This is a genomic window from Paenibacillus sp. FSL M7-0420, from assembly GCF_038002345.1.
Taxonomy (GTDB): Bacteria; Bacillota; Bacilli; order Paenibacillales; family Paenibacillaceae; genus Paenibacillus_AQ.
This window is the reverse complement of the sequence record NZ_JBBOCJ010000001.1, coordinates 3,976,781-4,001,746: the sequence shown is the minus strand read 5'-3', so window position 1 is coordinate 4,001,746 and position 24,966 is coordinate 3,976,781. Positions and strand designations below refer to the sequence as shown.

General features: G+C 54.2%; 22 protein-coding genes. 16 read left to right on the top strand and 6 right to left on the bottom strand.

Translation table 11 applies throughout. The annotated features are described in order from the left end of the window. Positions 1-170 precede the first annotated feature (170 nt). From miaB to MKX51_RS16920, 10 genes are all read left to right on the top strand, one after another. Positions 171-1,721, top strand: a complete 1,551-nt coding sequence (gene miaB / locus MKX51_RS16965) for a tRNA (N6-isopentenyl adenosine(37)-C2)-methylthiotransferase MiaB (RefSeq protein ID WP_340993228.1) — start codon at positions 171-173, stop codon at positions 1,719-1,721. Between the two features lie 24 nt (positions 1,722-1,745). Further along, a complete protein-coding gene (locus MKX51_RS16960; protein ID WP_076086829.1) occupies positions 1,746-2,198 on the top strand; it encodes a RicAFT regulatory complex protein RicA family protein in 453 nt (150 codons plus the stop codon). A gap of 142 nt (positions 2,199-2,340) precedes the next feature. Beyond that, complete coding sequence (locus tag MKX51_RS16955; RefSeq protein ID WP_036699096.1) at positions 2,341-3,111, top strand: NUDIX domain-containing protein; 771 nt, start codon at positions 2,341-2,343, stop codon at positions 3,109-3,111. Positions 3,112-3,159: 48 nt separating this feature from the next. Beyond that, on the top strand, positions 3,160-3,711 hold the full coding sequence (locus tag MKX51_RS16950; protein WP_340993227.1) for a cysteine hydrolase family protein: 552 nt from the start codon (positions 3,160-3,162) through the stop codon (positions 3,709-3,711). Positions 3,712-3,767: 56 nt separating this feature from the next. Continuing rightward, complete coding sequence (locus tag MKX51_RS16945; protein WP_340993226.1) at positions 3,768-5,219, top strand: nicotinate phosphoribosyltransferase; 1,452 nt, start codon at positions 3,768-3,770, stop codon at positions 5,217-5,219. A gap of 356 nt (positions 5,220-5,575) precedes the next feature. Beyond that, positions 5,576-6,805: a glycosyl hydrolase family 8 gene (locus MKX51_RS16940; protein WP_340993225.1), complete on the top strand. Its 1,230-nt coding sequence runs from the start codon at positions 5,576-5,578 to the stop codon at positions 6,803-6,805. A 395-nt stretch (positions 6,806-7,200) separates the two neighbouring features. Further along, positions 7,201-8,211 carry a 2-oxoacid:acceptor oxidoreductase family protein gene (locus MKX51_RS16935; protein WP_036724606.1) on the top strand — a complete coding sequence of 337 codons (1,011 nt, stop codon included), beginning with the start codon at positions 7,201-7,203 and terminating at the stop codon, positions 8,209-8,211. Positions 8,212-8,237: 26 nt separating this feature from the next. Beyond that, positions 8,238-10,544, top strand: coding sequence for a thiamine pyrophosphate-dependent enzyme (locus MKX51_RS16930; protein ID WP_036724568.1), 2,307 nt, complete (start codon positions 8,238-8,240; stop codon positions 10,542-10,544). 248 nt (positions 10,545-10,792) lie between these two features. Then, on the top strand, positions 10,793-12,001 hold the full coding sequence (locus tag MKX51_RS16925; RefSeq protein WP_340993224.1) for an MFS transporter: 1,209 nt from the start codon (positions 10,793-10,795) through the stop codon (positions 11,999-12,001). Beyond that, complete coding sequence (locus MKX51_RS16920) at positions 12,001-12,600, top strand: DUF1349 domain-containing protein (protein ID WP_340940223.1); 600 nt, start codon at positions 12,001-12,003, stop codon at positions 12,598-12,600. The genes MKX51_RS16925 and MKX51_RS16920 overlap by 1 nt, the downstream gene beginning before the upstream one ends. Before the next feature lie 102 nt (positions 12,601-12,702). On the opposite strand, the gene MKX51_RS16915 is transcribed toward MKX51_RS16920, so the two are convergent. After that, on the bottom strand, positions 12,703-12,918 hold the full coding sequence (locus tag MKX51_RS16915) for a hypothetical protein (protein WP_081751113.1): 216 nt from the start codon (positions 12,916-12,918) through the stop codon (positions 12,703-12,705). Between the two features lie 109 nt (positions 12,919-13,027). Continuing rightward, the gene (locus MKX51_RS16910) at positions 13,028-13,543 is read right to left on the bottom strand and encodes a MogA/MoaB family molybdenum cofactor biosynthesis protein (RefSeq protein ID WP_340995634.1); all 516 of its coding nucleotides are present in this window, start codon (positions 13,541-13,543) and stop codon (positions 13,028-13,030) included. 182 nt (positions 13,544-13,725) lie between these two features. Here MKX51_RS16910 and MKX51_RS16905 point away from each other — a divergent pair, with 182 nt between their 5' ends. The 5 genes from MKX51_RS16905 (at position 13,726) to MKX51_RS16885 (ending at position 17,638) form a co-directional block, all read left to right on the top strand. Then, a complete protein-coding gene (locus MKX51_RS16905; RefSeq protein ID WP_340940224.1) occupies positions 13,726-14,727 on the top strand; it encodes a CobW family GTP-binding protein in 1,002 nt (333 codons plus the stop codon). Positions 14,728-14,822: 95 nt separating this feature from the next. Next, positions 14,823-15,170, top strand: coding sequence for a four-helix bundle copper-binding protein (locus tag MKX51_RS16900; protein WP_340940225.1), 348 nt, complete (start codon positions 14,823-14,825; stop codon positions 15,168-15,170). A gap of 205 nt (positions 15,171-15,375) precedes the next feature. Then, on the top strand, positions 15,376-16,320 hold the full coding sequence (locus MKX51_RS16895) for an ABC transporter ATP-binding protein (protein WP_340993223.1): 945 nt from the start codon (positions 15,376-15,378) through the stop codon (positions 16,318-16,320). Continuing rightward, positions 16,317-17,027: a hypothetical protein gene (locus MKX51_RS16890; protein WP_340993222.1), complete on the top strand. Its 711-nt coding sequence runs from the start codon at positions 16,317-16,319 to the stop codon at positions 17,025-17,027. The genes MKX51_RS16895 and MKX51_RS16890 overlap by 4 nt, the downstream gene beginning before the upstream one ends. 146 nt (positions 17,028-17,173) lie before the next feature. Then, on the top strand, positions 17,174-17,638 hold the full coding sequence (locus tag MKX51_RS16885) for a hypothetical protein (protein WP_339310040.1): 465 nt from the start codon (positions 17,174-17,176) through the stop codon (positions 17,636-17,638). 416 nt (positions 17,639-18,054) lie between these two features. On the opposite strand, the gene MKX51_RS16880 is transcribed toward MKX51_RS16885, so the two are convergent. The 3 genes from MKX51_RS16880 to MKX51_RS16870 all read right to left on the bottom strand — a co-directional run bounded on the left by MKX51_RS16880 (position 18,055) and on the right by MKX51_RS16870 (position 23,422). Next, a complete protein-coding gene (locus MKX51_RS16880; protein WP_340993221.1) occupies positions 18,055-19,374 on the bottom strand; it encodes a winged helix DNA-binding domain-containing protein in 1,320 nt (439 codons plus the stop codon). A 183-nt stretch (positions 19,375-19,557) separates the two neighbouring features. After that, a complete protein-coding gene (locus MKX51_RS16875; RefSeq protein WP_340993220.1) occupies positions 19,558-21,651 on the bottom strand; it encodes an ABC transporter ATP-binding protein in 2,094 nt (697 codons plus the stop codon). Positions 21,652-21,673: 22 nt separating this feature from the next. Continuing rightward, positions 21,674-23,422, bottom strand: a complete 1,749-nt coding sequence (locus MKX51_RS16870) for an ABC transporter ATP-binding protein (protein WP_339310034.1) — start codon at positions 23,420-23,422, stop codon at positions 21,674-21,676. A gap of 519 nt (positions 23,423-23,941) precedes the next feature. Between MKX51_RS16870 and MKX51_RS16865 the strand changes: the two genes are divergently transcribed. Further along, positions 23,942-24,244 (top strand): HesB/YadR/YfhF family protein, encoded by a 303-nt coding sequence (locus MKX51_RS16865; RefSeq protein ID WP_339310032.1) that lies wholly within the window; start codon positions 23,942-23,944, stop codon positions 24,242-24,244. Positions 24,245-24,376: 132 nt separating this feature from the next. On the opposite strand, the gene MKX51_RS16860 is transcribed toward MKX51_RS16865, so the two are convergent. Next, the gene (locus MKX51_RS16860) at positions 24,377-24,892 is read right to left on the bottom strand and encodes an ADP-heptose synthase (RefSeq protein WP_076085194.1); all 516 of its coding nucleotides are present in this window, start codon (positions 24,890-24,892) and stop codon (positions 24,377-24,379) included. Between the last annotated feature and the right edge of the window lie 74 nt (positions 24,893-24,966).

Here is a 24,966-nt window from a genome sequence, read left to right as displayed (position 1 = left end):
CGTTCCCTCCTCAACAACACTATAAACGATAACGTATACGTTATAGTAAAGCTTTTAAATCCAACTTGACCCCGGACATAGAATGGTATCTATTGGGATTCTTATGATATAATTTTACACTAGAAAAGCTCTGAAAATACGGGGACATCAGCAGAGGATGTGTTAGTAGCATGGCGAAGGGGAGTAAGGATTACGGGCAGTATTTCGATTTCACGGATGCCAAGATCATCAGCGAGACTGAAGGCAAGACCACCTACCGGATCAAAGGCAGAAACGTACAGATCAACAGCCAGCCCGATTACAAGGAAGGCAAGCGGCGGGGCAAGGAAGAGATTGAAGTGCTGTATCATTTCGACATCCCGCCGGAGATGGCGGATTTCGGCGCAGGCAAGAGCTATCATATTACCACCTACGGCTGCCAGATGAATGAGCATGACACGGAGACGATGAAGGGAATGCTGGAGCAGCTCGGTTATCGGGCGGCTGAAGACCGCAGCGAAGCTGATATTATACTACTTAATACATGCGCGATCCGCGAGAATGCGGAGGATAAGGTATTCGGAGAGCTGGGCCATCTCAAAACACTGAAGCTCGAGAAGCCCGGCCTGCTCCTGGGGATCTGCGGCTGTATGTCCCAGGAGGAGGGCGTGGTCAACCGGATCATGAGCCGGTACGGCTTCGTGGATCTGATCTTTGGCACACATAACATCCACCGCCTGCCGGAGCTGATTAAGGAAGCGGTGTTCAGCCGCGAGCTGGTCATTGAGGTCTGGTCCAAGGAGGGCGACATCATTGAGAATCTGCCGAAGAAGCGGGAGGGTCTGCGCGCCTGGGTGAATATTATGTATGGCTGCGACAAGTTCTGCACCTACTGTATTGTGCCGTTCACCCGGGGGAAGGAGCGGAGCAGACGTCCGGAGGATGTCATTGCCGAGGTGCGGGAGCTGGCCCGCCAGGGCTTCAAGGAAGTAACGCTGCTGGGGCAGAACGTGAACGCCTACGGCAAGGATTTTACGGACATTGATTATACCTTCGGCGACCTGATGGACGACATGCGGGGGATTGATATTCCGCGTATCCGGTTCATGACCTCGCATCCGCGTGATTTTGACGAACAATTAATTCATGTGCTGGGCAAAGGCGGCAATCTGGTGGAGCATATCCATCTGCCGGTGCAGTCAGGAAGTACAGCCGTGCTAAAGCGGATGAGCCGCAAATATACCCGGGAAGCCTATCTGGAGCTGGTCCGTAAGATTAAGGCAGGCGTGCCGGATGCGGTGCTGACTACCGATATTATCGTCGGCTTCCCCGGTGAGACGGAGGAGCAGTTCGAGGAGACACTGTCCCTGGTGCGCGAAGTAGGGTATGATATGGCGTATACCTTCATTTATTCTCCGCGTGAAGGGACTCCGGCAGCTGGGATGGACGATAATGTTCCGCCAGAGGTCAAGAGCGCGCGTCTCCAGCGTCTGAATGATCTGATCAAGGAGCAGAGCCGTCTGGGGAATGAGCGGATGCTGGGCCAGCGGGTGGAGGTATTGGTGGAAGGTACGAGCAAGAATAATGCCCGGATGCTGGCCGGACGTACCCGTGACAGTAAGTTGGTGCATTTTGAAGGCCCGTCCTCCCTGATTGGCACGCTGGTGCAGGTGAGCATTACCGGCGCGAAGACTTGGTACATCCAGGGGGACTATCAGGCGGAAGCCGCAGCGGTCCTCTAATTATAGAGAAATGAGGCGAGAAGAATGAGCCAGGAAGAAGCACGACTGAATGAATATGGCATGCAGACCCACAATACCCGGGATTTAATTGTCCGCGAAGATATTATGGGCAAGGCGAAGGACTTGGCTGCACTCATCTCCACCAGTGAGGAGGTCCGCCATTTCCAGCAGGCCGAGCAGAAGATTCTGAATCACGAGCGTGTGCAGGGACTCATTGCTACGATTAAGAAGAAGCAGAAGGAGATCGTGGCGTTCGAGAGCTTCAAGAACCAGGCGATGGTCGCGAAGATTGAACGTGAGATTGAAGAGCTGCAGGATGAAATCGACAGTATCCCGGTCGTGAATGAGTTCCAGCAGAGCCAGAGCGACATCAATTATCTGCTGCAGATGGTGATTTCAGTGATCAGGGATACCGTTTCGGATAAAATCAATGTGGAAGCAGGCACTGAAGCGCCGCCCTCTACATGCGGAGATTAAGGCAGAACACCCCGGGGGCGGATGTGAATCCGTCCCTTTTTACATAGTCAGCGGGCCGGCTCCGGTTGATTTTGGGCGCACAGGTTTGGTACATTAAAAGATACGAACAACAAACAATAGCTGCGGCAAAGGATGATCTATAGTGACTGAGAACGCGGAACAAACCTATAACGCCAAGAAGTACCGCACTCCGGATGGCGTTCCGGCGGATATTGTCATGTTTACACTGACCAAGCGCGAGCGGAAGACCGTCACGAAGACGCTGCCGCTGCGCGAGCTGAAGGTGATGCTGGTCCGGCGCAAAAAATGGCCGTGTGCGGGCATGTGGGCCCTGCCGGGCGGCTTTTGCCAGGAGGATGAATCGATCTATGATGCCGCTACGCGCGAGCTGAAGGAAGAGACCGGCGTGGACGGCGGGCATTTGGAATATCTCGGCGTCTACAGCCAGCCGGGCCGGGATCCGCGCGGCTGGATTATCAGCCATGCCTTCTTTGCACTGGTGGAAGAGTGGATGCTGGAGCAGCGGCAGGCCTCGGATGATGCAGGCGAGGTGGGCCTGTTCACACTGCAGGAAGCGCTGGAGGAGCTGGAGCTGGCTTTTGACCACCATGATATTATTACCGATGCCTACCTGCGGATTCAGCAGCAGATGCTGCAGACGACGATTGCCCGGCAGTTTCTGCCGCGCCATTTCACGCTGAGCGAGCTGTACCAGGTGATTCAGACGGTGGTGCCCGAATTCAAAGAACCGAATTTTATCCGCAAAATTACGTCAACACGCAGCCGTCAGGGTATATTAAAAGAAGTGAGCGATGAAGCGGGGAATCCGCTCAGCTCCAATCAATACTCCCAGCGCCCGGCACAGCTCTATATGTTCACGGACCATGAGCCGTTATTATCCATTTATACGTAAGCTGCCGGGAAGTGCAGGCCCATTAACCTTTTAGGAGGCTATCCTACCATGAGAGCACTGATTGTAATTGATTTCACGAATGATTTCGTTGACGGGAACCTGCCTGTCGGCCAGCCCGGCATCGATATTGCACCCCGAGTCAGTGAACTGACGGAGCAATTCGTGCGCAGCGAGGACTATGTGGTGATGGCTGTAGATCTGCATGAAGCGGATGACCCGTACCACCCGGAGACCAAGCTGTTTCCGCCGCATAATCTGCGGGGAAGCGAGGGGCGTGAGCTGTACGGCAGCCTGAAGGCTGTCTACGAGGCGAACCGGGAAGCCATCTACTGGATGGATAAAACGCGTTACAGCGCCTTCTGCGGCACGGATCTTGCGCTGAAGCTGCGTGAGCGGGGCATTACCGAGGTGCATCTGATCGGGGTATGCACGGATATCTGTGTGCTGCATACGGCAGTGGATGCCTACAACCACGGCTTCGGGATTACGGTGCATGAGGATGCCGTAGCCAGCTTCAACCCGGACGGCCACGTGTGGGCGCTTGGACACTTCCGCGGCAGTCTTGGCGCGAAGGTCGTCACGGGCGCAACAGAGCAGTAGCACATCTGCAGAGACAGAACCCAAATACAACAGTGTAACGACTAGGAGATGAGGACTTGAGGAGAGAACTTGCTCTACATACAGACAAATACCAGATTAATATGATGTATGCCCATTGGATGAATGGTACACACAAGCGCCGGGCGGTGTTCGAAGCCTACTTCCGCAAGCTGCCGTTCGGCAACGGGTTCGCCGTGTTCGCCGGGCTGGAGCGGATCGCCCAGTACATCGCGGAGCTGCGGTTCACAGAAGAGGATATCCGCTACCTGTCGGAGCAGGAGGAGAACTATGCGCCGGCCTTCCTGGAGGAGCTGCTGCAGTTCCATTTCCAGGGCAGTCTCCATTCCATGAAGGAAGGGGCCCTGGTGTTCCAGGATGAACCGCTGATCCGGGTCGAAGGCACGATTATGGAGGCGCAGCTGGTCGAGACTGCGATTCTGAACTTCATGAACTATCAGACGCTGATTGCTACCAAGGCGTCACGGATCAAGCAGGTGGCCCCGAATGATACGCTGCTGGAGTTCGGAACGCGCCGCGCGCAGGAAGCGGATGCCGCAGTCTGGGGCGCTCGCGCCGCTTATGTCGGCGGCTTCCATGCGACTTCTAACATGCTGGCCGGCAAAAAGTTCGGCATCCCTACGAAGGGCACCCATGCCCATTCCTGGGTGCAGAGCTTCCCGAGCGAGCAGGAGGCGTTCGACGCCTACGCGCGAGTAATGCCGGACGGCGTGACGCTGCTGGTGGATACCTTCGATACCTTGCGCAGCGGTGTGCCGAATGCGATCAACACGGCGAAGAAGCTGGAAGCGCAAGGCAAACGGATGAACGGCATCCGGCTGGACAGCGGTGACCTTGCTTATCTGTCCCGCAAGGCACGCGAGATGCTTGATGAAGCCGGGCTGCAGTATGTGAAGATTGTGGCCTCCAACGATCTGGATGAGAACACCATCATGAACTTGAAGTCACAAGGGGCGGCAATTGACACATGGGGGGTCGGAACCCAACTGATTACCGCTTCGGATCAGCCTTCACTGGGCGGCGTCTACAAGCTGGTCGAGATTGAAGCGCCTAGCGGCGAGATGATCCCAACGATCAAGATCTCTTCCAATCCCGAGAAGGTATCTACGCCCGGCAAAAAGGAAGTCTACCGCATTATCGGCCAGAACGGCAAGGCGCTGGCTGATTATATCAGCTTCGCCGATGAGCCTGCACCCCGCAGCGGTGTCCGGCTGAAGCTGTTCAACCCGCTGCATCCTTATATGAAGAAGCATGTGGAGCGTTACGACGCGGTGCGGATGCTGGAGCCGATTGTGGTGAACGGATTCCAGGTCTATACTCTGCCGGAGCTGGCGGAGATCCGCCGTTACCATGAGGAGCAGCTCGACCTCTTCTGGCCGGAGTACCTGCGCAAGCTGAACCCGGAAGTCTTCCGCGTGAATCTCAGCGAACAGCTATGGAACCGCAAGCAGCAGCTGATTGCGGAGCACATGATTACAGATGTAGAATAGAACCTGGTATGAATTTCATTAGAACCGGAATATAGTCAGCCCTCTCAGGCCTGCCGTGTGAACTCGGCGGTAGGCCTGAGAGGGCTTTTCGTGTGAGCGACCATCTGCTCATTGACAGCAAGTCTCTGAAATCATATATTAAATATGTTAGGTTTTACAGATTTGGAAGAAAGATACCTGATTTTGCAACGAAAGTATAAGCGCTTTAAAATTCGTCCTCAAGCTCATGATAACCGCTACGCTATCTACTGTAGCCGCCACACTCGAAGGAGGAGGTGAGCTTTTCCGCAGTTGTCTGTTCACTTTACCAGCAAATCTATACGGCATCTACCAAACTTATGAGGAGTGATAGAGTTATGAACAAACCAGCGAGGCGCAAGCTGCATTTGACAAGTCTGATGCTTTTATGTGTGGCCATGTTCATCCTGCCTGCCGGGTCCGCCTTCGCAGCAGTCAACAAGCCGTTCCCCCAGCACACAACCTACACGAGCGGAACCATCAAGCCGAACAATGTCACGCAGACAGTCATGGATAACGCTGTTAAGACCAAATGGGACGCATGGAAAGGCGCATACCTCAAACCGGCTGGCACCGGCAAGTATTATGTGAAATATAATTCAGCCGGGGAGACCGTATCGGAAGCTCAGGGCTACGGGATGCTGTTCACCGTCCTGATGGCCGGCTATGACGCTAACGCGCAGAACTATTATAATGGACTCTATAATTATTACACCGCACACCCGAGCTCTATTAATCCTTACCTGATGTCCTGGAAGCAGAACAGCAGCTTCCAGAATGTCGAAGGCCAGAATTCGGCTACAGACGGCGACATGGATATTGCCTACTCCCTGCTGCTCGCCCACAAGCAATGGGGAAGCAGCGGGACCGTTAACTACTTGCAGGCCGCGACCAATATCATCAATGCCATCATGAATAATGACATCAATCAGTCCCAGTGGACGATCCGTCTCGGAGACTGGGCGACCAGCGGCTCCTATAACACAGCCACCCGCCCGTCGGATTTCATGGTGAACCATTTCAAAGCCTTCCAGGCCGCTACCGGGGATGCCCGCTGGCAGAATGTAACGAACAAGACCTACACCTTAATCAACAGCCTCTATACGGGTTATAGCTCCACAACCGGTCTGCTTCCTGACTTCGTAGTCTATTCTAACAATACCTATAAGCCTGCTGCCGCGAATTTCCTGGAATCTCAGCGTGACGGGGATTACAACTATAATTCCTGCCGGGTGCCATGGCGGATTACCACCGATTATCTGCTCACCGGTGATAACCGCGCTTTATCCCAGCTGAACCAACTCAACACCTGGATTAAGGCCAAGACAGGAGGCACGCCGGGCAATATCAAGGATGGCTACAAGCTGGACGGAACCACCTTTGGCAGCTACAACAGCGGAGCCTTTTACGGCCCCTTCGGTGTAGGCGCAATGACCTCATCCGCGAACCAGAGCTGGCTGAACTCCCTCTGGAGCCATACGGCGCACAGCGCAGCAGAGGACTATTATGAAGACAGCCTCAAGCTGTTCTCGATGATTGTCATGTCAGGCAACTGGTGGGCCTATTAAAAGATTATAGCAATGAAGATGGAACTCCTTCCTTGAATGGACAGGAGTTTCTTTCTTTTGGCAGCAGGCACCTGTGATATATATCATTATTTCTGTGATATTTTTAACATCTTAATTTTTAATTTTATTGCTAAATTAAGGATGACATCTCATCCACAGTTTGCTTGGGAGAGTGCGGGATTACACAGAATTTTCACATTTTGTCGTTTTCATGGAAGCTTTCCTTCTATTGAAATAACACCGCACTGTCGCGTATAAAGAAACCTGCATAAATCTATAAAGAACTGTGATTTCCTGAGCGTGGAAAATGCAAGATATGTCACTTCGCGGCTTGCAAAATCAAGTTACAATCGTTGAAAAAGTCAAAAGGATGTACTAAGAAAGGGGTTATGTCGGTGGTACAATTGCCAATAGTAAATGAACTGGGATTCTTTGAGATTCGTCTGGAATCCATTGGAGGCCTGGGCGCGAACCTGGCAGGTAAAATGCTGGCGGAAGCAGGAGTGGTCGGCGCAGGGCTGAACGGCGTCAGCTTCTCATCGTACGGTTCGGAGAAGAAGGGGTCTGCGGTTAAGGCTCACATCCGCTTCTGTGATATGGATACCCATATCCGCGATACTTCACCAGTCGAGCGTCCGCATGTTGTCGGCGTATTTCACGAAGCACTTGCCAAGACCGTTAATGTAACCAGCGGAATTCATGAACACAGCACCGTTCTTGTGAACTCGGCCAAGACGCCGGAAGAACTCAGAGAGCTGCTGAAGATGAAGGCCGGCACGATTGCGGTAATCGATGCTACCAGCATCGCACTCAAGGAGAAGAACCGTGTTAACATGGCCATGCTCGGAGCGCTGTTCCGGCTCTGCCCGTTCCTGGATACAGATATTATGAAGGGCGTCATTGAGAAGTCGCTCGGCAAAAAATATCCGCAGGCCGTCCAGTCGGCCATCACCACCTTTGAGCGCGGCTACAATGAAGTGAAATTCATGCAGTTCGAGCTGGCTGCCGGCGACAGCATGCCGGAATATGTCCGTTCCGATATCTCGGCTCTCGGTTATGAGACTCAGCCGATGGGCGGTACGATCACGAACCCGGGCAGCAGCTTCCTGAAGAATCTCAGCATCTCCCGTTCCGGTATGCTTCCGGCATTTGAGATCGAGTCCTGTATCAACTGTGCACAGTGTGACACGGTATGTCCTGACCAATGCTTCGTGTGGGAAGAGCGCCTGGACCGCAAGGGCCGTTCGCAGATGTTCCTGCTCGGTATTGACTACCAGTACTGTAAAGGCTGCCTGAAATGCATCGGTGCCTGCCCGACCTCGGCATTATCCAGCATGAGGGAGAAGGAAGGCTATGCGGACAGCCATGCCGTGAAGCATCAGTTCGATCTGGTAACTCCAGTCTAAAACCCGGAAGAAAGGTGGAATACATTGTGGCTATTGATTATGAAAAAGAACTAGGCTCCGCCAAGGTGGAGCAGAAATTCCTATACGAGTCCGGTAATGAAATGGCGGCCTATGCCGCGCATCAGATTAACTATCATGTCATGGGTTATTTCCCGATCTCCCCATCGACTGAGGTGGCTCAGTTCCTCGATACGATGAAAGCCAGCGGCCAGCACGATATTATGCTGGTACCGTCCGACGGCGAGCACAGCTCCGCCGGGATCTGCTACGGTGCTTCGACGGCAGGCGGCCGTGTGTTCAACGCAACCAGCGCTCAAGGGTACATGTTCATGCTGGAGCAATTGCCTGTACAAGCAGGTACGCGGATGCCGATGGTCATGAATCTGGTCTGCCGTTCGATCTCAGGACCGCTGAATATTCACGGAGATCACTCCGATCTGTATTTCGCCCTGAACACCGGCTGGCCGATCCTGATGTGCCGTGATCCGCAGTCGGTCTATGATATGAACCTGATGGCGCTGAAGCTGGCGGAACACGCCAAAGTCCGGCTGCCGGTGATGGTAGCCTCTGACGGTTACTTCACTTCGCACCAGAAGCGCCGGGTACAGGCTTTTGCCCACCGTGAGGATGTTCACAAGTTCGTTGGCGAACAACCGCCTGCCGGCTTCACCGATACCCTGGACCGCAATAATCCGGTCACTGTGGGACCTTACATGAATGAACCGGATTACATCAACAACCGCTATCAGCAATCCGTTGCGATGTACAATGCGGGTGAAGTCTTTGAAGAAATCGCCCAGGAATTCGCAGAGCTGACCGGACGCCATTATGAGATGATCGAGCAGTACCGGATGGAGGATGCCGATGTTGCTGTCTTCCTGATGAACTCGGCTTCGGAGATTATTAAGGACGTAGTGGATCAGCTCCGTGAGCAGGGAATCAAGGCAGGGGCAATCTCCCCGAACATGATCCGTCCGTTCCCGCAGAAGCAGATTGCTGAAGCGCTGAAGCATGTCAAAGCCATTACTGTAGGTGACCGTGCCGATTCGGTTGGCGGACACGGCGGTAACATGGTGAACGAGATTAAGGCTGCACTGTTCACTTACGGCAATACAACGACTAAGGTGATTAGCCGGATCTACGGTCTGGGCGGTAAAGACTTCTATGCCGAAGACGGGCATCACTTCTTCCAGTTGGCTATGGATGCTGTTGTTGCGGACCGTGTAGAGATTCCGTTCGATTACTATGGCCATAATCCGGGAGCGCCGGAGAATGCGCCGAAGCGCCTCTTGAAGCCGATGGACTTCGATAAGCTGAAGACCGGCCTGATCACGGTAACCCGGAACGAAGAGACCGGCAAGCTGAGTGTCAGAGTTCCGCCGGTCCGTTCGCTGATGAAGAAGCCGAGACGCCTGTCTCCAGGACATGGCGCATGTCCGGGCTGCGGGATTTTCTCCGGGCTGGAGCTGTTCTTCAAAGGGATCGAAGGCGATATCGTAGCGCTCTACCACACCGGCTGCGCGATGGTAACGACTACCGGCTATCCGTATTCCTCCCATAAATCGACGTTCATCCACAATCTGTTCCAGAACGGCGCAGCTACGCTGTCCGGTGTGGTTGAGATGTTCTGGGAACGCAAACGCCGCGGTGAGCTTGACGGGCTGGGGCTGAAGGAAGACTTCACGTTCGTTATGGTTACCGGCGACGGCGGGATGGACATCGGGATGGGACCTGCGATCGGTGCAGCGCTGCGCGGCCACAAGATGATCATTGTGGAATATGATAACGAAGGATATATGAATACAGGGGCGCAGCAGTCCTATTCGACACCGCTCGGACACCGGACTTCCACCTCAAGCATCGGCAAAACCCAGCAGGGCAAGGTGACCCAGCACAAGGATACAGCGCAGATTATGGCGGCTACCAATATTCCTTATGTCTTCACCGGCTGTGAAGCTTATCCGCAGGATATGCTGAAGAAGGCGGCGAAGGCCCAGTGGTATGCGCAAAATGAAGGTCTGGTCTACGGCAAGATTCTCATTGCCTGTCCGCTGAACTGGATGAGCGACGACAAGGACGGCACAGATATCGTGTCCCTGGCTGTCGAATCCTGCTTCTTCCCGCTCTATGAAGTAGAGCAGGGAATTACGAGTATCACCTATAACCCGGAAGACAAGGACAAACGGATAGAAGTATCCGCCTGGCTGAAGACGATGGGCAAGACCCGCCATCTGCTGAAGCCGGAGAATGAACCGGCCCTGCGCAGCTTCGAGGGTGAAGTACAACGCCGCTGGAGCCGCCTCAAGGCGAAGCATGAGCATCCAGACTTGTAAGGTGTAAGGTCTATTGGAGTCTTAGCATTCATAAAAGCAAGCAATAGCTAAAGTTAGTACCCGCCCGGCAGAGTCACTCTGCCGGGCTATTTTGCAGCTGTAACTAGCCCGGAAGAATATTATAAAATAATTATGTAACATGATATAGTAACGAGGGGAAACCCTAATGAAAAAAAGTCGCTTCCAAGAAGCTGGCAACTCTATCGATGGGATAGTTCACCTACAATGAAAGGTTAGGCGGGAGTAACATGGCAACGGTATTCTTAATCATTATTTATCTGGCGTTCATCAGCCTGGGACTGCCGGATTCGATGCTTGGGTCAGCCTGGCCGATTATCCGGCTGGATTTCGGGGCGCCGGTTGAGCTGGCCGGACTGCTGTCGATGATAGTAGTCGCCGGGACGATTATCTCAAGCTTGGCCAGCAGTGTGGTGCTGAAGCGGCTCGGGACGGGGATGGTTACTTTTATCAGCGTGGCGGTAACCGCTCTGGCCCTGCTAGGCTTCTCTTATTCCTCTTCCGTCGTGTGGGTGGCTCTCCTGGCCTTGCCGCTGGGTCTGGGGGCCGGTTCGATTGATACAGGGTTGAATAATTATGTGGCGACTCATTACAAAGCGCATCATATGAGCTGGCTGCACTGTTTCTGGGGGATAGGGGCTATGCTGGGGCCGATTCTGATGTCGCGTTATATTGCGAATGGCGAGTCCTGGAGAACAGGATTTTTCGCGGTCAGCATGATTCAGTTCGCGTTAGTCGTGGTACTGTTCTTCAGTCTGCCGCTATGGACAAAGGTAAGCAAACGGGGCGGCCAGAAGCCTGTAGAGAGGTCTGAGAAGTTAGATTCCCGGCCTGCGGCCGTTCCCGCTGAGGGTAAGGTGCTCCGCATCCCGGGCGTGAAGCTGGCGATGCTCACCTTCCTGTTCTATTGCGGAGTGGAAGCTACGGTGGGGCTATGGGGCAGCAGTTATCTGGTGAACGTCAAGAAGGTATCCCCGGCAACGGCTGCCGGATGGGTCTCGCTCTATTATGGCGGAATCACGGCCGGGCGGCTGATTACCGGCTTCATTACCTTCCGGTTCAGCAACCGTACGCTGATTCGCGGCGGGCTGGCGATCTCACTCGCGGGTTCGCTGCTGCTGGCCTTGCCGCTGCCGGATGTGTATTCACTGGTCGCCTTTATTCTGATTGGCCTGGGCTCAGCACCGATCTTCCCCTGCATGCTGCATGAGACGCCCGCCCGGTTCGGAGCGGAGCATTCGCAGAAGATTATGGGGTATCAGATGGCCTTGGCTTACACCGGCGGTGCGTTTCTGCCTCCACTGTTGGGTTGGGCGGCGGCGCGGAGCACCTTCATGATTCTCCCGCCGGCAATGATTGGGTATATCATAGTGATGATAGTAAGCTCTGAAATCATTAACCGGATGATGAGCAAACGACAAGGAGAGGTGAGGCTGTAATGAGATTCATAGAATGGCAGGATGGAGTATGGAGCAATGAACCGGTGTCCAGCAGGACCGCAGACGGTCAACTGGTGGCCCATGCAGCGAAGGGCAGTGATTACTGGGAAAAGACGATGTACGGCTTCCAGCATGACAACGGTCATGCGCTGCTTGCCCCTTGGGATAAGGCAGAAGCGGTAGAGATCAGCTTTGCGTTGGACGGGTTCACGGAGCTGTACGACCAGGCAGGTATTATGCTATGGCACAGCGGTGAGCAATGGATCAAAGCCGGTATTGAGGTGAATGACGGGGTTCCCCATATAGGTGCAGTCGTGACGGATGGTTACTCTGACTGGTCATTGTCCCCTGTGCCCGAGTGGAAGGGCGAAGTAATTACCCTGCGGGCTTCACGGATGAAGGATGCAGTAATCCTCAGAGCGCGAACAGAGAATCATCCCTGGCGGACTATCCGCGTTGCCCGGTTTCCTTATGAGACTGGCAGTCAGGCGGGACCCTTCCTGTGTGCTCCAACGCGGGCCGGGTTTCAGGTCACCTTCACACGCTGGGCGGCTACAGCACCCGATGCAGACGTTCATACAGACCCGCCAATTGTATAGACTTTCCCGGAAAAGACAAAACCGCCGCTGCGCGTATCTTTCACGCGCAGACGGCGGTTTTGCCTTTTACAACTATCTTATAGACCGGAGAGGCAGGCTAGACTATCTTTTTCTGCTGCGCACCATTGCGGTAGGCCCGCACATTTCATCCCGGACGGAATAAGTGTAGATATGGTGAGGGACCGGAACACAGTGGTGGCGTCTGACGACCTCGACATGGTGGACCACCTGGACCACCTGGGGATGATAGTAATCTTCATATACAACCTGTGTGGGATCTGTAACCGTTTCAGCAGGACATTTCGGACAATTTCTCATTACACTCAGCTCCTTCGCAGTGGACTTATGCCAGTATACGCGTTATGCAGGAGCCTGCTTGTTCATTCGTCTAGATTCCGGCAAAATAGGTGTCCGGCCATGCTGCGTCTCACGAACGCTTGTAGATCTCGCGCATGACATGGCGCAGCTCGGGCAGGATCAGCCGTTCCATGGCCAGCTTGATCGCACCGGTGGAGCCGGGCATGGAGAAGACAGCGGTACTGCCGATCGTCCCGGCAATGGCCCGGCTAAGCATGGCGGCAGAGCCGATATCTTCCGTGAAGCTCAGCAGCCGGAAAATCTCCCCGAAGCCCGGCAGCGACTTGTCCAGCAGAGAGGCTACGGCCTCATAGGTGGTGTCACGGGGGGAAATGCCGGTCCCTCCGGTCAGAAGCACAGCTTCGATGCCGGAATGGACGGAGCTTTTGTAGACCAGCTCCCGGATATCTTCATAATCATCCTTGACGATGGTGCGGCCGGTCACGGTATAACCGGTAGCTTCCAGCAGACTCTGGATCAGCGGCCCTCCGGTGTCCGTATCGATGGTCCGGGTGTCCGAGACCGTTATGATGTAGCAAGCGACTGAATCCGGGGCTTCGCTCCGGTGTTCTTCGACGGATGAGATACGAACCAGCTCCTTTTTGTAACTGCTGTGCAGCTTATATTTCCCATGATAGGGGATGGAAGCGGCAATAACAAGCTCCGGGGAAGCTGATGTATGCCTCACCAGGCAGTGCCGCCTTGCACAGAGGCGGTCATTGTAGTACACTCGCTACCATAACCGATTGAGGCAGGGAGAGAGCAAACTTGGAACAGTCATTACCAGTATATATCTTGTCGGGATTTCTCGGCAGCGGCAAGACAACATTATTGCAGCGTCTCTTGGATCATTGGAAGCTTCAGGGCCTCCGTCCGGCCGTAATTATGAACGAGCTGGGTGAGGTGAATCTGGACGGCCTGCTGGTGGAGCAGTCTGTGCCGATGGCAGAAATGCTGGGCGGCTGTATCTGCTGCACCAGCAGAGGGGACTTAAGCACGGAGCTGACCACGCTGGTCAAAAAAGAATCGCCGGATGTTGTTATCATCGAGGCTACAGGCGCAGCCAACCCGCTGGAGATTGTGGATGCAGTAACGGAGACCTCGCTATATCAGCAGGTGGAGCTGAAGGGGCTGATTACCGTCGTCGATGCTGCCCATCTGCTGGAGCTGTACCGCTCCCAGCAAGGGGCTACCTACCGTCTGATGCAGGAGCAGATCCGCTGTGCATCCGTCCTGATTCTGAACAAGACAGACCGCATTCAAGCCGCAGAGATTGCAGAGATCTCGGAGGTGCTGCGTAAGTGGAATGCGTACGCGGAGATTCTGCCGGCGGTACGCTGTGAACTGGAGCCGGAAGTGCTGCTGGGCAGTGTGGGAGCCGTTCATAGGGAAGACCGGCCTGAGGGCGGGGAGCATACGGAGGGCGGAGCTGAAGGGGCGATGCATGCTTCGCATGATCATGTGATGGCTTACACGCATTATTTCCAGAATCCCGTGAACAGCGAGGAATTCGAACGGTTTGTGAAGGAGCTGCCACGTGATGTGTACCGGGCCAAGGGGATCGTAACTTTTACCGATACCTCCAGCCGGTTTCTGTTTCAGTACGCCTACAGAGAAGCGGATTTCATGAGAATTACGCCCCAGGGCGAGGTGCCGGATGTTGCGGTTTTCATAGGTGAGCATTTCTCCTCCGGTGAGCTGCGCAGGGAACTTCTGCGCCTGGAGGGACGTCTGCTGTCCAGACCCGCAGCGGTCAAACGAAGCCTATAGTTAACAATCTGCAGTTCCTTATGAATGGTTCGTTCTTATTCTTGCAGGTTAATACATAGGCATACCCTATAATAATTGCAGGAGGTAGTAAGGCTATGACCCGAATTCAATATCAGGAATGCATTAATGCTTTGATTAAATGTATGGATGCCTGTAACTATAGCTATGTCTCAAGCCTAAAGGAATATGATCTGGCCGATCTGCGGGAGAGCATCCAGCTGGACCGTGAATGCGCAGATATCTGTTCCTTTGCTATTCAGGCGATGACCCGCCAAAGCCCGTTCGTGGCCGAAATCCTCAAATTATGTGCTGACATCTGTGACCGCTGCGCAGACACAAGCAGCCGTCATAAGCATAACCATTGCCAGGATTGCATTGATGCCTGCCGCAATGCAGCCATGGCCTGCAGATTGGTCAGTGAAGCTGTTGAAGTCTACGCCTGACATCACCCATTAGGACTAACATATATAGCATTGAATACTTAACAGGAACCAGGGCGGGTGCGGATTTTTTCTGCACAGTTCTGGTTTTTTTCAATGTGAAATTCATGGATTCACGAAAATAAAAAGGAGAATAAAGCCATTCCGGCGAATGTTACATAAGAGAACAATCAGGCTGCCGTTCGATGCGGCCCAGAGGCATGCACGAATGGAAGGAGGCCTGGAAGCCACGAATGCAACATCTCTAATTACAATTACCGGAGGAAGCAAGCGATATGGAAGCCGCCCGGTTCTGACCGGAATATCGATGACGGTTCTTCCCGGCACGGCCACGGCTCTCATCGGCCGTAACGGGTCCGGCAAGAGTACGCTGTTATCCATCCTCGCGGGGCTGCTGAAGCTGTCCTCCGGTGATCTTATCTGTGACCGTCGGGCGATAACCACAGGTTATGCACCTGAGGCGTTTCCCGGCTTGAAGCTCACCGCCGAAGACTATCTGCGCTGTATGGGCCGGATTGCCGGACTCTCCGAAGAGGCTTCGGGGTCCCGGATTAACGAACTGCTGCAGCTGTTCAGTCTCGAAGCCTCCCGCAGCCGCAAGCTGGCAGGCTTCTCCAAGGGAATGCTGCAGAAGGTCAACCTGATCCAGAGCCTGCTCATCCGGCCGCAGCTGCTGTTGCTTGACGAGCCCATGTCGGGACTGGATCTGCCCGCACAAGATACGCTTATCGAAATATTGCTGGAGCTGAAGGCGGAGGGGACGGCACTCGTCTTGTCCGTTCATGAACCGCAGATCATCGAAGCTGTCGTGGATACAGTATATGTATTACATGAAGGGCAGACCCTCCGGACGATTCATGGAGCGGAGAAGCTGAAGAGTGCTCCAGTAGTGGATATCGTCTATACAGCACTGCCGGGACAAGCCCAGCGGGCTCTGGAAGCCTTGCCTGGAGTCATCCGAGTGCTGCCGGAGCCGGACTTCGCCGGTACAGCGTGTACAGGGTTGACTGTAGAACAGAAAATGTCAGATACCTGCCTGCAGCAGATTCTTGCTGCGGGCGGTTCCATAGTTTCAGTGAAGCCTCTCGGGGGATTAAGTGACCTGGCCGAGTGGATGGACCCCAAGGATCAGAGCGGGAGTGGACGCGGGTGAAAGGGCTAATCGGTTATTTTTTGCATAGTTATACAGTCTCCCAGCGGTTCTTCGGACCGGTTGCCGGTGTAATAATTGCGGTATTAATTCTCTATTCCTATAAGCCTAATCCGGTCATGAGCAGCTACTCGGCTACGGCAGTCTTTCTATTCATAGCCTGTGCGTGGCTCGGCTTAAGCTTCCTTAACCATGAGCAGGCGGTGCAGAAGCAGGTGGTTATCGTTCAGCTCCGCAGTGCCCGCCGCTACAGTATCGGCGGTCTGCTGACCCTGGTCCTGCTTACGCTGCTGCTGGATGTCATCATTGTTATGTACCCCGTCTTGACCGGAAGCTTCCATGAACCTGCCGGACTTCAGCGGATATTGCTTGGTTTGGCCGGACATGCTCTAATGGGGTTATTAGGGATTACACTCTCCTTGTACCTGCAATCCTCGTGGGTACCGCGGGCTGGATATGCGGCCGGAATGATGCTGATCCTCCTCATTCTATCTATTAGCGCCGGTAAAGTGGCTGATGTGGTGCCGGGGCCTGTTGTATCTATTCTCCTGCCCCCGGTATACCCGGTCATGGACAGGATGATGAATGCAGAGACTCTGCCCGTGTCCTCTGTGCTGGTAGCCTATGCCCACGCGTTGGCGTACATAATATTGCTTGCCGGATTCTACATTTACCGTACCGGCCGTATGGACTATAACAAAACAAACTGAGCTGTGTCCTTTGACCTTGATGATTTACAATTTGAAAAAAGTGGCCGGAAGTCCAAATGTTCACCGCAGCAACGGCCATTCCGAAATAGAACGAAAAGTTCAATCTACACACAAATCAAATAACCAGATCAAGAACGGGAGGAACGATGAAGGATACACAAATACCGGAGAGTGAACAGTCCAAAGAGCTATTTGCTTATTTCGGGCTGGCTGTCTACTATTGCCAGGCGCTGGAGCAGCAATTAACGAATCTGCTGCTGCTGACGAAGCTGTCGCGGGGCAAGACGCCAACTGACGCCGAAATCGCAGAATTGTATCAACGCAAGCTTAGCAATTCACTCGGCCAACTCATCAAAGAAATCCAGCATCACTTCCCCTTCTCTGAGGAAGAGACGAGTCAATTGCAGGCCGTATGGAAGGAACGCAATCATATTGTCCATGATTACTTCAAGGAACGGATTCAAGAGACCTTCACTCCGGCCGGGCGGGCCCATATGATCCGTGAACTGAAACGCTTCAAGAACAAGGCGAGCCGGCTGGAGATTAAGCTGCAGGGCTATTGTACTGAGATGTACAGCAAGCTTGGCCTTGAGGAAGAGCATATCCAATAAGGTAATCAATGAAATATAGTTACACTTACAAGAAGACTCCCGCTTTCGCAGTAAGACTGCGACAGCGGGAGTTTTCTTTGGTTATACGAGCTGAGCGTAATAGTGGGCCGGATGTATGCGGAAAACCGAGTACAATGTGCTGGAGAGGCGTTATGTGGGCTGACGGAGAGCCACGAGGGGTAGAAGTGCCCCTGAATTCAACGAATACGAGCCAAACGCCCAAATGAGGGGCACTAGTGCCCCCGAATTCAGCGAATAGGAGCCGAACGCCGAAATGAAGAGCACTAGTGCCCCTGAATTCGCCGATCGCCCGAGAAGTGGGCGGATGACCAATGTGGAGGGAGTCCGCACAAGCTGTGCGGACGAACCGAATAAGTCCTTCCATCCTCCGCCCGCAGGGGTATCAGATAATCGGATTAATTTGTTTTTACCGCATTGGCAGACAGGGCCTCCTCCAGCTCCTGCAGCCCGCAAGATCGAACGACATCCGGCGCGAAGCGGATTGAGGAGGCTCCGGTCGAGTGTTGCAGCGAGGAGAAGGCCCTGGTGAGAGCGGGGAGCATGGAGCGTTCAAGCGCTTCTCCGGCCTCCCACCACCAGCGGACGATGGTTAGTACGCCGGTCTTCTTGTTCATCACCGGTTCCAGCCGACCGATGAAGCGGTCGCCGTAGAGGAGTGGGAGGACATAGTACCCGTATTCCCGTTCAAGCACAGGCTTGTAAACCTCCCAGCGGTATTGAAAGCCGAATAGCTGGAGGATCAGCTCTCTGTCCCACAGCAGATTGTCTAGCGGAGCCAGTGCCGCCGCGAAGGAGGCTGCTCCTCCAGCATGACCGGCCCCACCCTCATTACCAGCCTGCGGCCCGGCTACGGATTCATTTGCGCCCGCAGTATCATCCTGAAGCAATATAGCTTCAAGCTCAGGGACGTCTGCTGTGCGGATGTATAGCGGCAGCTTCAGGCCGTCCACCTGTACCTCGCGGAGCAGGTCCTTCTGCAGCAGCCGCTGCACGGACGCTGTCCGTTCTTTGCTCTTCAGGCCTGCGATGCCAAGCCAGCCGTCCCCGGACCGGTTCCATTGCAGGCCGATGCTGCCGATCCGGCGCAGCACATACCAATCGTGATGCTGCTCCAGCGTCTCGTTAGGATCGCTTGCGCTCAGCAGTTCAGGAGGCAGCAGCTTGGCCGTGTAGTCGTAATAACGCCGGGTGTGCACCCGGTGATGGATGGATAGCTCGCCCCAGAAGTACATGCTCTCCATGGCGGCCCGGGAGAGTCTTGCCGGAGCCCAGGACCAGTCGATCTTCTCCGTACTCTCCAGGTCCAGTGACGAGAGTGGCCCTCGTGCATCCAGCTCCGCACGGACATGGGTAATCATGCCCGCCATGGCCTCGTTATGCTGATGCCTGGCGGCAGCTTCCCGGCGGCGCTGGAAATACGGCCAGTCTTCCGTGCAGTAGATCGACATGTTCTTATCCCAGCCGTCAATCAGCAGCCTGTCCTTATATAGCAGCTCATTGGCCATTTCGGGCACGAAGCCGGGGATTCTCGCCTGAAGCACCAGCTCGTGATTATGTCCGGCTATGCTGAGCGGATCATACTGGATACAGCCTACATGCCGGACGAAGTCATAGATGCTCTGCTTGCCGCCGGGCAATCCGTCCGGGACGAGCCGCTGATGGCGCAGCAGGAACAGCCGGGCTTGCCGCTTGCTAAGACTGTAGGTTATCATCATCTTCACCTCACCCATAATATGTATTGCTTCATTATACAGAACAAATGTTCTGATATCAAGTATAAGACACCCCTTGACGCCTGTAAGCATCAAGGGGTGTTCTTGTTACGAATTATTAACGATCTGAGCGGTACAAGCGGTTGCCCGCACGCGGACTTAAGCAGCCAGCCCTAAGCAACTGGATTAGAGCTGTTCCAGCGATGGCCGGAGTACAGCGGAAGAAGCATGGCCCTCGGATAGAGGAGCCGGCTCTCCTGAGCCGTTCCCGGCTCCCGCACCCAGCTGAAGCTGATACATGCGGAAGTACCTGCCGCCCTGCGCCATCAGCTCATCATGGCTGCCGCGTTCGACAATCTGGCCCCGGTGCAGCACCAGAATCTGGTCCGCACTGCGGATGGTCGACAGCCGGTGGGCGATGATGAAGGTGGTCCGGCCTTTTTTCAGCACCTCCAACGCCTGCTGGATAATGCTCTCAGTCTCGGTATCGATGTTGGACGTTGCTTCATCCAGAATCAGGATCGCCGGATCGAAGGATAAGGCTCTGGCGAAGGAGATCAGCTGCCGCTGTCCGGCGGACAGGGTGCTGCCCTTCTCAATCACCGGTTCATCGAAGCCTTGCGGCAGATGAGCCAGCAGTTTATCAGCCCCTACCTCACGCAAGGCGCGTTCGACACGCTCTCTAGAGATCCGCTCGTCACCCAGACTGACATTGGAGGCAATGGTTCCGGTGAAGAGGTACGGGTCCTGAAGCACGATGCCCATATGACTGCGCAGCCATTGCTTCGGCAGATCCTTGACCTTTTGCCCGTCGATCGTTATGCTTCCCTGCTGCGGATCATAGAAGCGGAACAGCAGGTTAATGATGGAGCTTTTGCCGGAGCCGGTATGGCCCACAAGGGCGACGGTCTCGCCCGGGCGCGCCTCGAAGGAGATATCGCGCAGGACGAAGTCCTTTTTATAAGCAAAGGAGACATCCTTGAACACGACATTTCCCTTGTAACGCGGCATCGATCCGTCAGTGACGGGCTCTCCCGGCTCATCCATCAGCGTGAACACGCGGCCGGCAGAGACCATCGAGCTGTCCAGATTTGCCAGCTGGTTGACCATCCCCGTAATCGGCTGGAACATCCGGCCCAGCACATCGACGAAGGCATACAGGACACCAAGCGATACGAAGGTCGACCCGTCCAAGCTGCCGAAGCCGAAGTACCACAGCACCAGCACGAAGGAGAGGCTGCGCAGCGAGTTCACCAGGTTGTGGGAGGTGAAGGCGTTCAGGTTGAGCATTTTGTTCTGATATTTCAGATAGTCGTCATTGAGCTGCTCGAATTCAGCGCTACTCTGCTTCTGGCGGCGAAAAATACGGATGATCGACATCCCCTGAATCGATTCGTTGATAATGGCATTAATCTCACTGAGCCGCGAGCGGATGATCGTGTTGTATTTGGTAGCGATTTTTCGGTACAGCACGATCCAGAGAATAATAATCGGCACGATGAACAAGCTGACCAGTCCCAGCTTCACATCGAGCAGGAAGAGGGCCACATAGACACCGGTGATATTGATGATTCCTGTAGCGAAGTTGGATAACACGGCAATGAAGAGATCCTTGACTGCTTCCGTATCGTTGGTAACCCGGGACACTACCTTACCGGCAGGCAGATTATCGAAGAAATAGACCGGCAGGCGCTGGATATGGGCATAGACATCGGTCCGCAGCTTGCGGATGACCTGATTGGCAGACGATTGCAGCCAGTAGGTTTTGCCGAACTCAGCAATAATGGAGATAACAAGGAACATGGCGTATAGAGCGACTAACTGATAGATACCAGGAAGCTCCGGCTTGTAAAAGGAAAACAGATCACCCGCCGACAGCTTGACGGCCGGATAAGCCGTCGTCTGCTCGCCGTACTTAATCTGTAGCTTCCCGTTCGCGAAGCTCCGCTCGCCTTCGGCCTTCGCTACCGCTTCATTGATGAAGTAGAAGCTTCTGCCCGCCTGAAGCAGGCGGACCTCCTGGCCCTTGGCTTCGTCAGCGGCAAATTTGTCACCGCGTTTGTAATAAGTGTTGTTATATTCAGCGGCACCTTCCGGTGAGGCTGTCTGGAAATAGGGCTTCTCAATCGCAAGCAGATGATTATCAATCATGCTCTTGGCGATAAAAGGCCCCGCCAGCTCAGCCGCTACTCCGATGGTCAGGAGTAGAAGGGCGGCGATGAAGGTCTTTTTGGCGGTCAGTGCATATTGCAGCAGACGTTTGCCTGTACTCTGTGTCAACGGTGACACCTCCTGTATGGGGTTATTCATTCGTCAGATTATTCTCGACCTGCTGGCGGTCGAACTGCTCACGGTACCAGCCGTTCAGCTCCAGCAGCTCCTGGTGCGTACCCTGCTCTGTAATATGCCCGTCTTCGAGAACAACGATCAGATCGGCATGCTCAATCGCCGAGAGGCGGTGGGTGGAGATGAGCGTGGTTTTGCCGCTGCGCTCCTCGCGGATGTTCTCGATGATCTTCGCTTCTGTCCGCGCGTCCACAGCAGACAAGGCGTCATCCAGAATCAGAATATCAGGATTTGCGATGAAGGCGCGTGAGATGGAGACCCGCTGCTTCTGTCCCCCGGAGAGGGAGACACCGCGTTCGCCAACCATTGTATCCAGCCCGTCGGACAAGGTACCGAGGTCATTCTGGAAGGCTGCTGCGGTAATCGCCTGCATGATCCGTTCATCGCTGGCCCCGGAATATCCGAACTGGATATTCTCGCGAACCGACTTAGAGAACAGGATCTGCTCCTGCGGCACGTAGCCCATCCAGCTATGAAGCTGGTCGAGGGCGATCTGGGTGATCGGCACACCGGAGATCAGAATCTCGCCTGTGCCCGCCGGGTATTCATGCAGCAGCTGCTTCAGCAGCGTCGATTTGCCGCTGCCGGTCCGTCCGACCACGCCAAGCGTCTGGCCTTGGGAGAGGGATAAGCTGACTCCGCTGAGATTATCGATGGTAGAGGTCGGATACCGGAAGGTCACATTCTTCAGCTCTATGGTGGTTGGCTGGGCCACCTTAACCGGCTGAGGCACATCCTTGACATCAGGCTTCGCATTCAGCGTCTCGTCGATCCGCTCCAGTGAAGCGCCGCCGCGCTGCATGATATTAATCAGCTCGCCGATCGCGAACATCGGCCACACGATCATCCCGAGGTACATGTTGAACGACACCAGATCGCCGAGCGTAATCTGATTGCGGAATACGAGATAGATTCCGTAGGTCAGGGCAATGATATAGCTTAGACCCACGAACAAGCGGATCGTCGGCTCGAAGAAGGCATCGACCCGGGCGACCGCCATATTTTTGCGGTACACATCATCTGTAATGTCAGAGAAGCGCTTCTCATCGTGCCGCTCCTGCACATAAGCACGGATGACGCGGATACCCGATACGGATTCCAACACCTGGTCATTCATGTCGCCGAAGGCATCCTGCGCCAGACTGTAGCGGTCGTGGATCGCTTTGCCGTAGAACACCATGGCTACCGCAATCATCGGAAGCGGGATGACCGCAGCCAGTGTCAGCTTCCAGCTGACCAGGAACCCCATGGCGAACAGGACGACCGTGAGATATACGGTGGAGTCGACAAGAGTGAGCATCCCGAAGCCTACGGTTGCGGAGACGGCGCGGATATCGTTGGTGGCCCGGGCCATCAGATCGCCGGTGCGGTTACGCTCGAAGAAGGCGGGGGTCATCGTCATGAGATGATTCATGAACCGCGAGCGCAGCAGGCGCTCCACCAGATTCGAACCCCCGAACAGCTTATGCATCCATATGTAGGTGATCCAGTAAATGATCAGCAGCATAAGTACGATCAGGCCAATGTATTTCATCAGTGAACCTGCAGTGATGGCACCGGTGACGATTTCGTCAATGGCGTTGCCCAACAGGCGTGGAGGCAGCAGTTCGAGCACACCTACCACGATAAGAAGAATAAGGCCTATAGTATAGCGCCTTTTTTCCCGGCGGAAGAACCAGCCGAGATTTCGGAGTACGGAGAACAAGATGAATCCCTTCCTTTCGTGCTTGGAGTAATTACTAAGTTGGCTTGGTTAACGGAACATTCATAGACACTTGGACAGCAGATCACACTCTCACAGCACGCGAAAAAGCGTACCATCCGAAAACGGATGATACGCCTGTAATTGCGGTTATCATGTCCACGGTGCTATAAGCAGCACAGAGACATGTGAGAGATAAGTTAAGCCTGTTCTCATACGTTACGCGTAATACGCATGAACCTCAGGAATTCTCCACTGCTCGGGCTGCTTCGGTATTCAGTTGGGTATAGTTTTCTACAATAGTGGCGAGGTATACCATATCAATGTTAAACACCGAGATCACCCTTTCTTCATTTTGGTAATAACTTGAAGACGTTTCGTTATGTTCCGAGTTTATCATCACACTTTAAGAATTGTCAAATTTAATTTTGTGGCGGAGACGGCATGTTGCCGTAATACCGCTTCGATTTGGTGAATTGAAGTTTTTTGGGTATGATTGGGGTAGAGGGGAGGAGTGGAGAGATGAACATATTAATTAGTCCGGAAGCAGCCGCCTGGTTCAAAAGAGAACTGAGCCTCCAGGAGGGTGCATATATCCGGTTGTTTCCCCGGTACAGCTCAGGCGGAGGCCTGCATCCCGGCTTCTCGCTGGGCATTGCCACCGAGCAGCCTGGACGTCCTGCTGTGCAGTTCATGGAGGGCGGCTTGACCTTCTATATGGAAGAGCAGGATCTGTGGTATATGGAGGGGTACAATCTGTCGATTGTCTATTCCCAGGCTGAGGATGACATCGAATATAAGTATGAGCCTGTGCCGGTGGCATAAAGGGAGAGCTGCAGCAAAGGGCAGATCCCGGCACTGCCGGGGATGCGGAACAAGCCCTTGCCGTGAGGCAAGGGCTTTTACATGGGGATATGCCCCAGGCCAACGAAGCTGCCCGCCGCTCAGGTGACGCGATCAGTGCGAGCTGCGGAAGGTCTCTTCCTCCATGGCGAACTCGAAATCATCAATGTCATAGACCTGGACGGGAACTCCGCCTTCGATGATGCGCTGGATCAGCTCGAACTGGTCGGTCAGAATCGGCACCTTCTCACGCTGGGACGCCAGCAGCAGCTCTGTCTCAATCGGATCGAATGCTTCTCCGTAGGAGGCATTGTCAACGCTGTTGATAATGGTGATCTGCGCGTGTCCGCCGAGGAGGATACCGGAGCTTTTGGCCCAGGGGACGTTCAGGCAGCGGTTGATCTTCTTGGCATTCAGCGGCTCCTCGAAATAGTTGATCAGCTCGCGGATTCTGAGTCTGACATGCTTGTCATCATCCGCCTGGCTCATCACCGGCTCATCGCTGTCCCGCAGCTCGTAAAGCTCCATAATTGTGGTATAAGGGACTATATATTCTACAGGGCTCCGCGGGATGAGAAGCTGGCCGTAAATCGCCATCATGACGGCTTCCGTCACAAATTGTCTGGGCATCATTATCCTCCTGAATTCCGGTACTGCAACCGTAACTGTTTAAAAATAATAAAACACTGCAGCGCGCAAATGTC

Coding starts and splice junctions, on each gene's coding strand:
- MKX51_RS16860 (WP_076085194.1), bottom strand. CDS start 24,892: ATGCCCAGACAATTTGTGACGGAAGCCGTCATGATGGCGATTTACGGC.
- MKX51_RS16915 (WP_081751113.1), bottom strand. CDS start 12,918: ATGAGAAATTGTCCGAAATGTCCTGCTGAAACGGTTACAGATCCCACA.
- MKX51_RS16865 (WP_339310032.1), top strand. CDS start 23,942: ATGAACATATTAATTAGTCCGGAAGCAGCCGCCTGGTTCAAAAGAGAA.
- MKX51_RS16900 (WP_340940225.1), top strand. CDS start 14,823: ATGACCCGAATTCAATATCAGGAATGCATTAATGCTTTGATTAAATGT.
- MKX51_RS16885 (WP_339310040.1), top strand. CDS start 17,174: ATGAAGGATACACAAATACCGGAGAGTGAACAGTCCAAAGAGCTATTT.
- MKX51_RS16895 (WP_340993223.1), top strand. CDS start 15,376: ATGGAAGGAGGCCTGGAAGCCACGAATGCAACATCTCTAATTACAATT.
- MKX51_RS16925 (WP_340993224.1), top strand. CDS start 10,793: ATGGCAACGGTATTCTTAATCATTATTTATCTGGCGTTCATCAGCCTG.
- miaB (WP_340993228.1), top strand. CDS start 171: ATGGCGAAGGGGAGTAAGGATTACGGGCAGTATTTCGATTTCACGGAT.
- MKX51_RS16950 (WP_340993227.1), top strand. CDS start 3,160: ATGAGAGCACTGATTGTAATTGATTTCACGAATGATTTCGTTGACGGG.
- MKX51_RS16920 (WP_340940223.1), top strand. CDS start 12,001: ATGAGATTCATAGAATGGCAGGATGGAGTATGGAGCAATGAACCGGTG.
- MKX51_RS16960 (WP_076086829.1), top strand. CDS start 1,746: ATGAGCCAGGAAGAAGCACGACTGAATGAATATGGCATGCAGACCCAC.
- MKX51_RS16880 (WP_340993221.1), bottom strand. CDS start 19,374: ATGATGATAACCTACAGTCTTAGCAAGCGGCAAGCCCGGCTGTTCCTG.
- MKX51_RS16940 (WP_340993225.1), top strand. CDS start 5,576: ATGAACAAACCAGCGAGGCGCAAGCTGCATTTGACAAGTCTGATGCTT.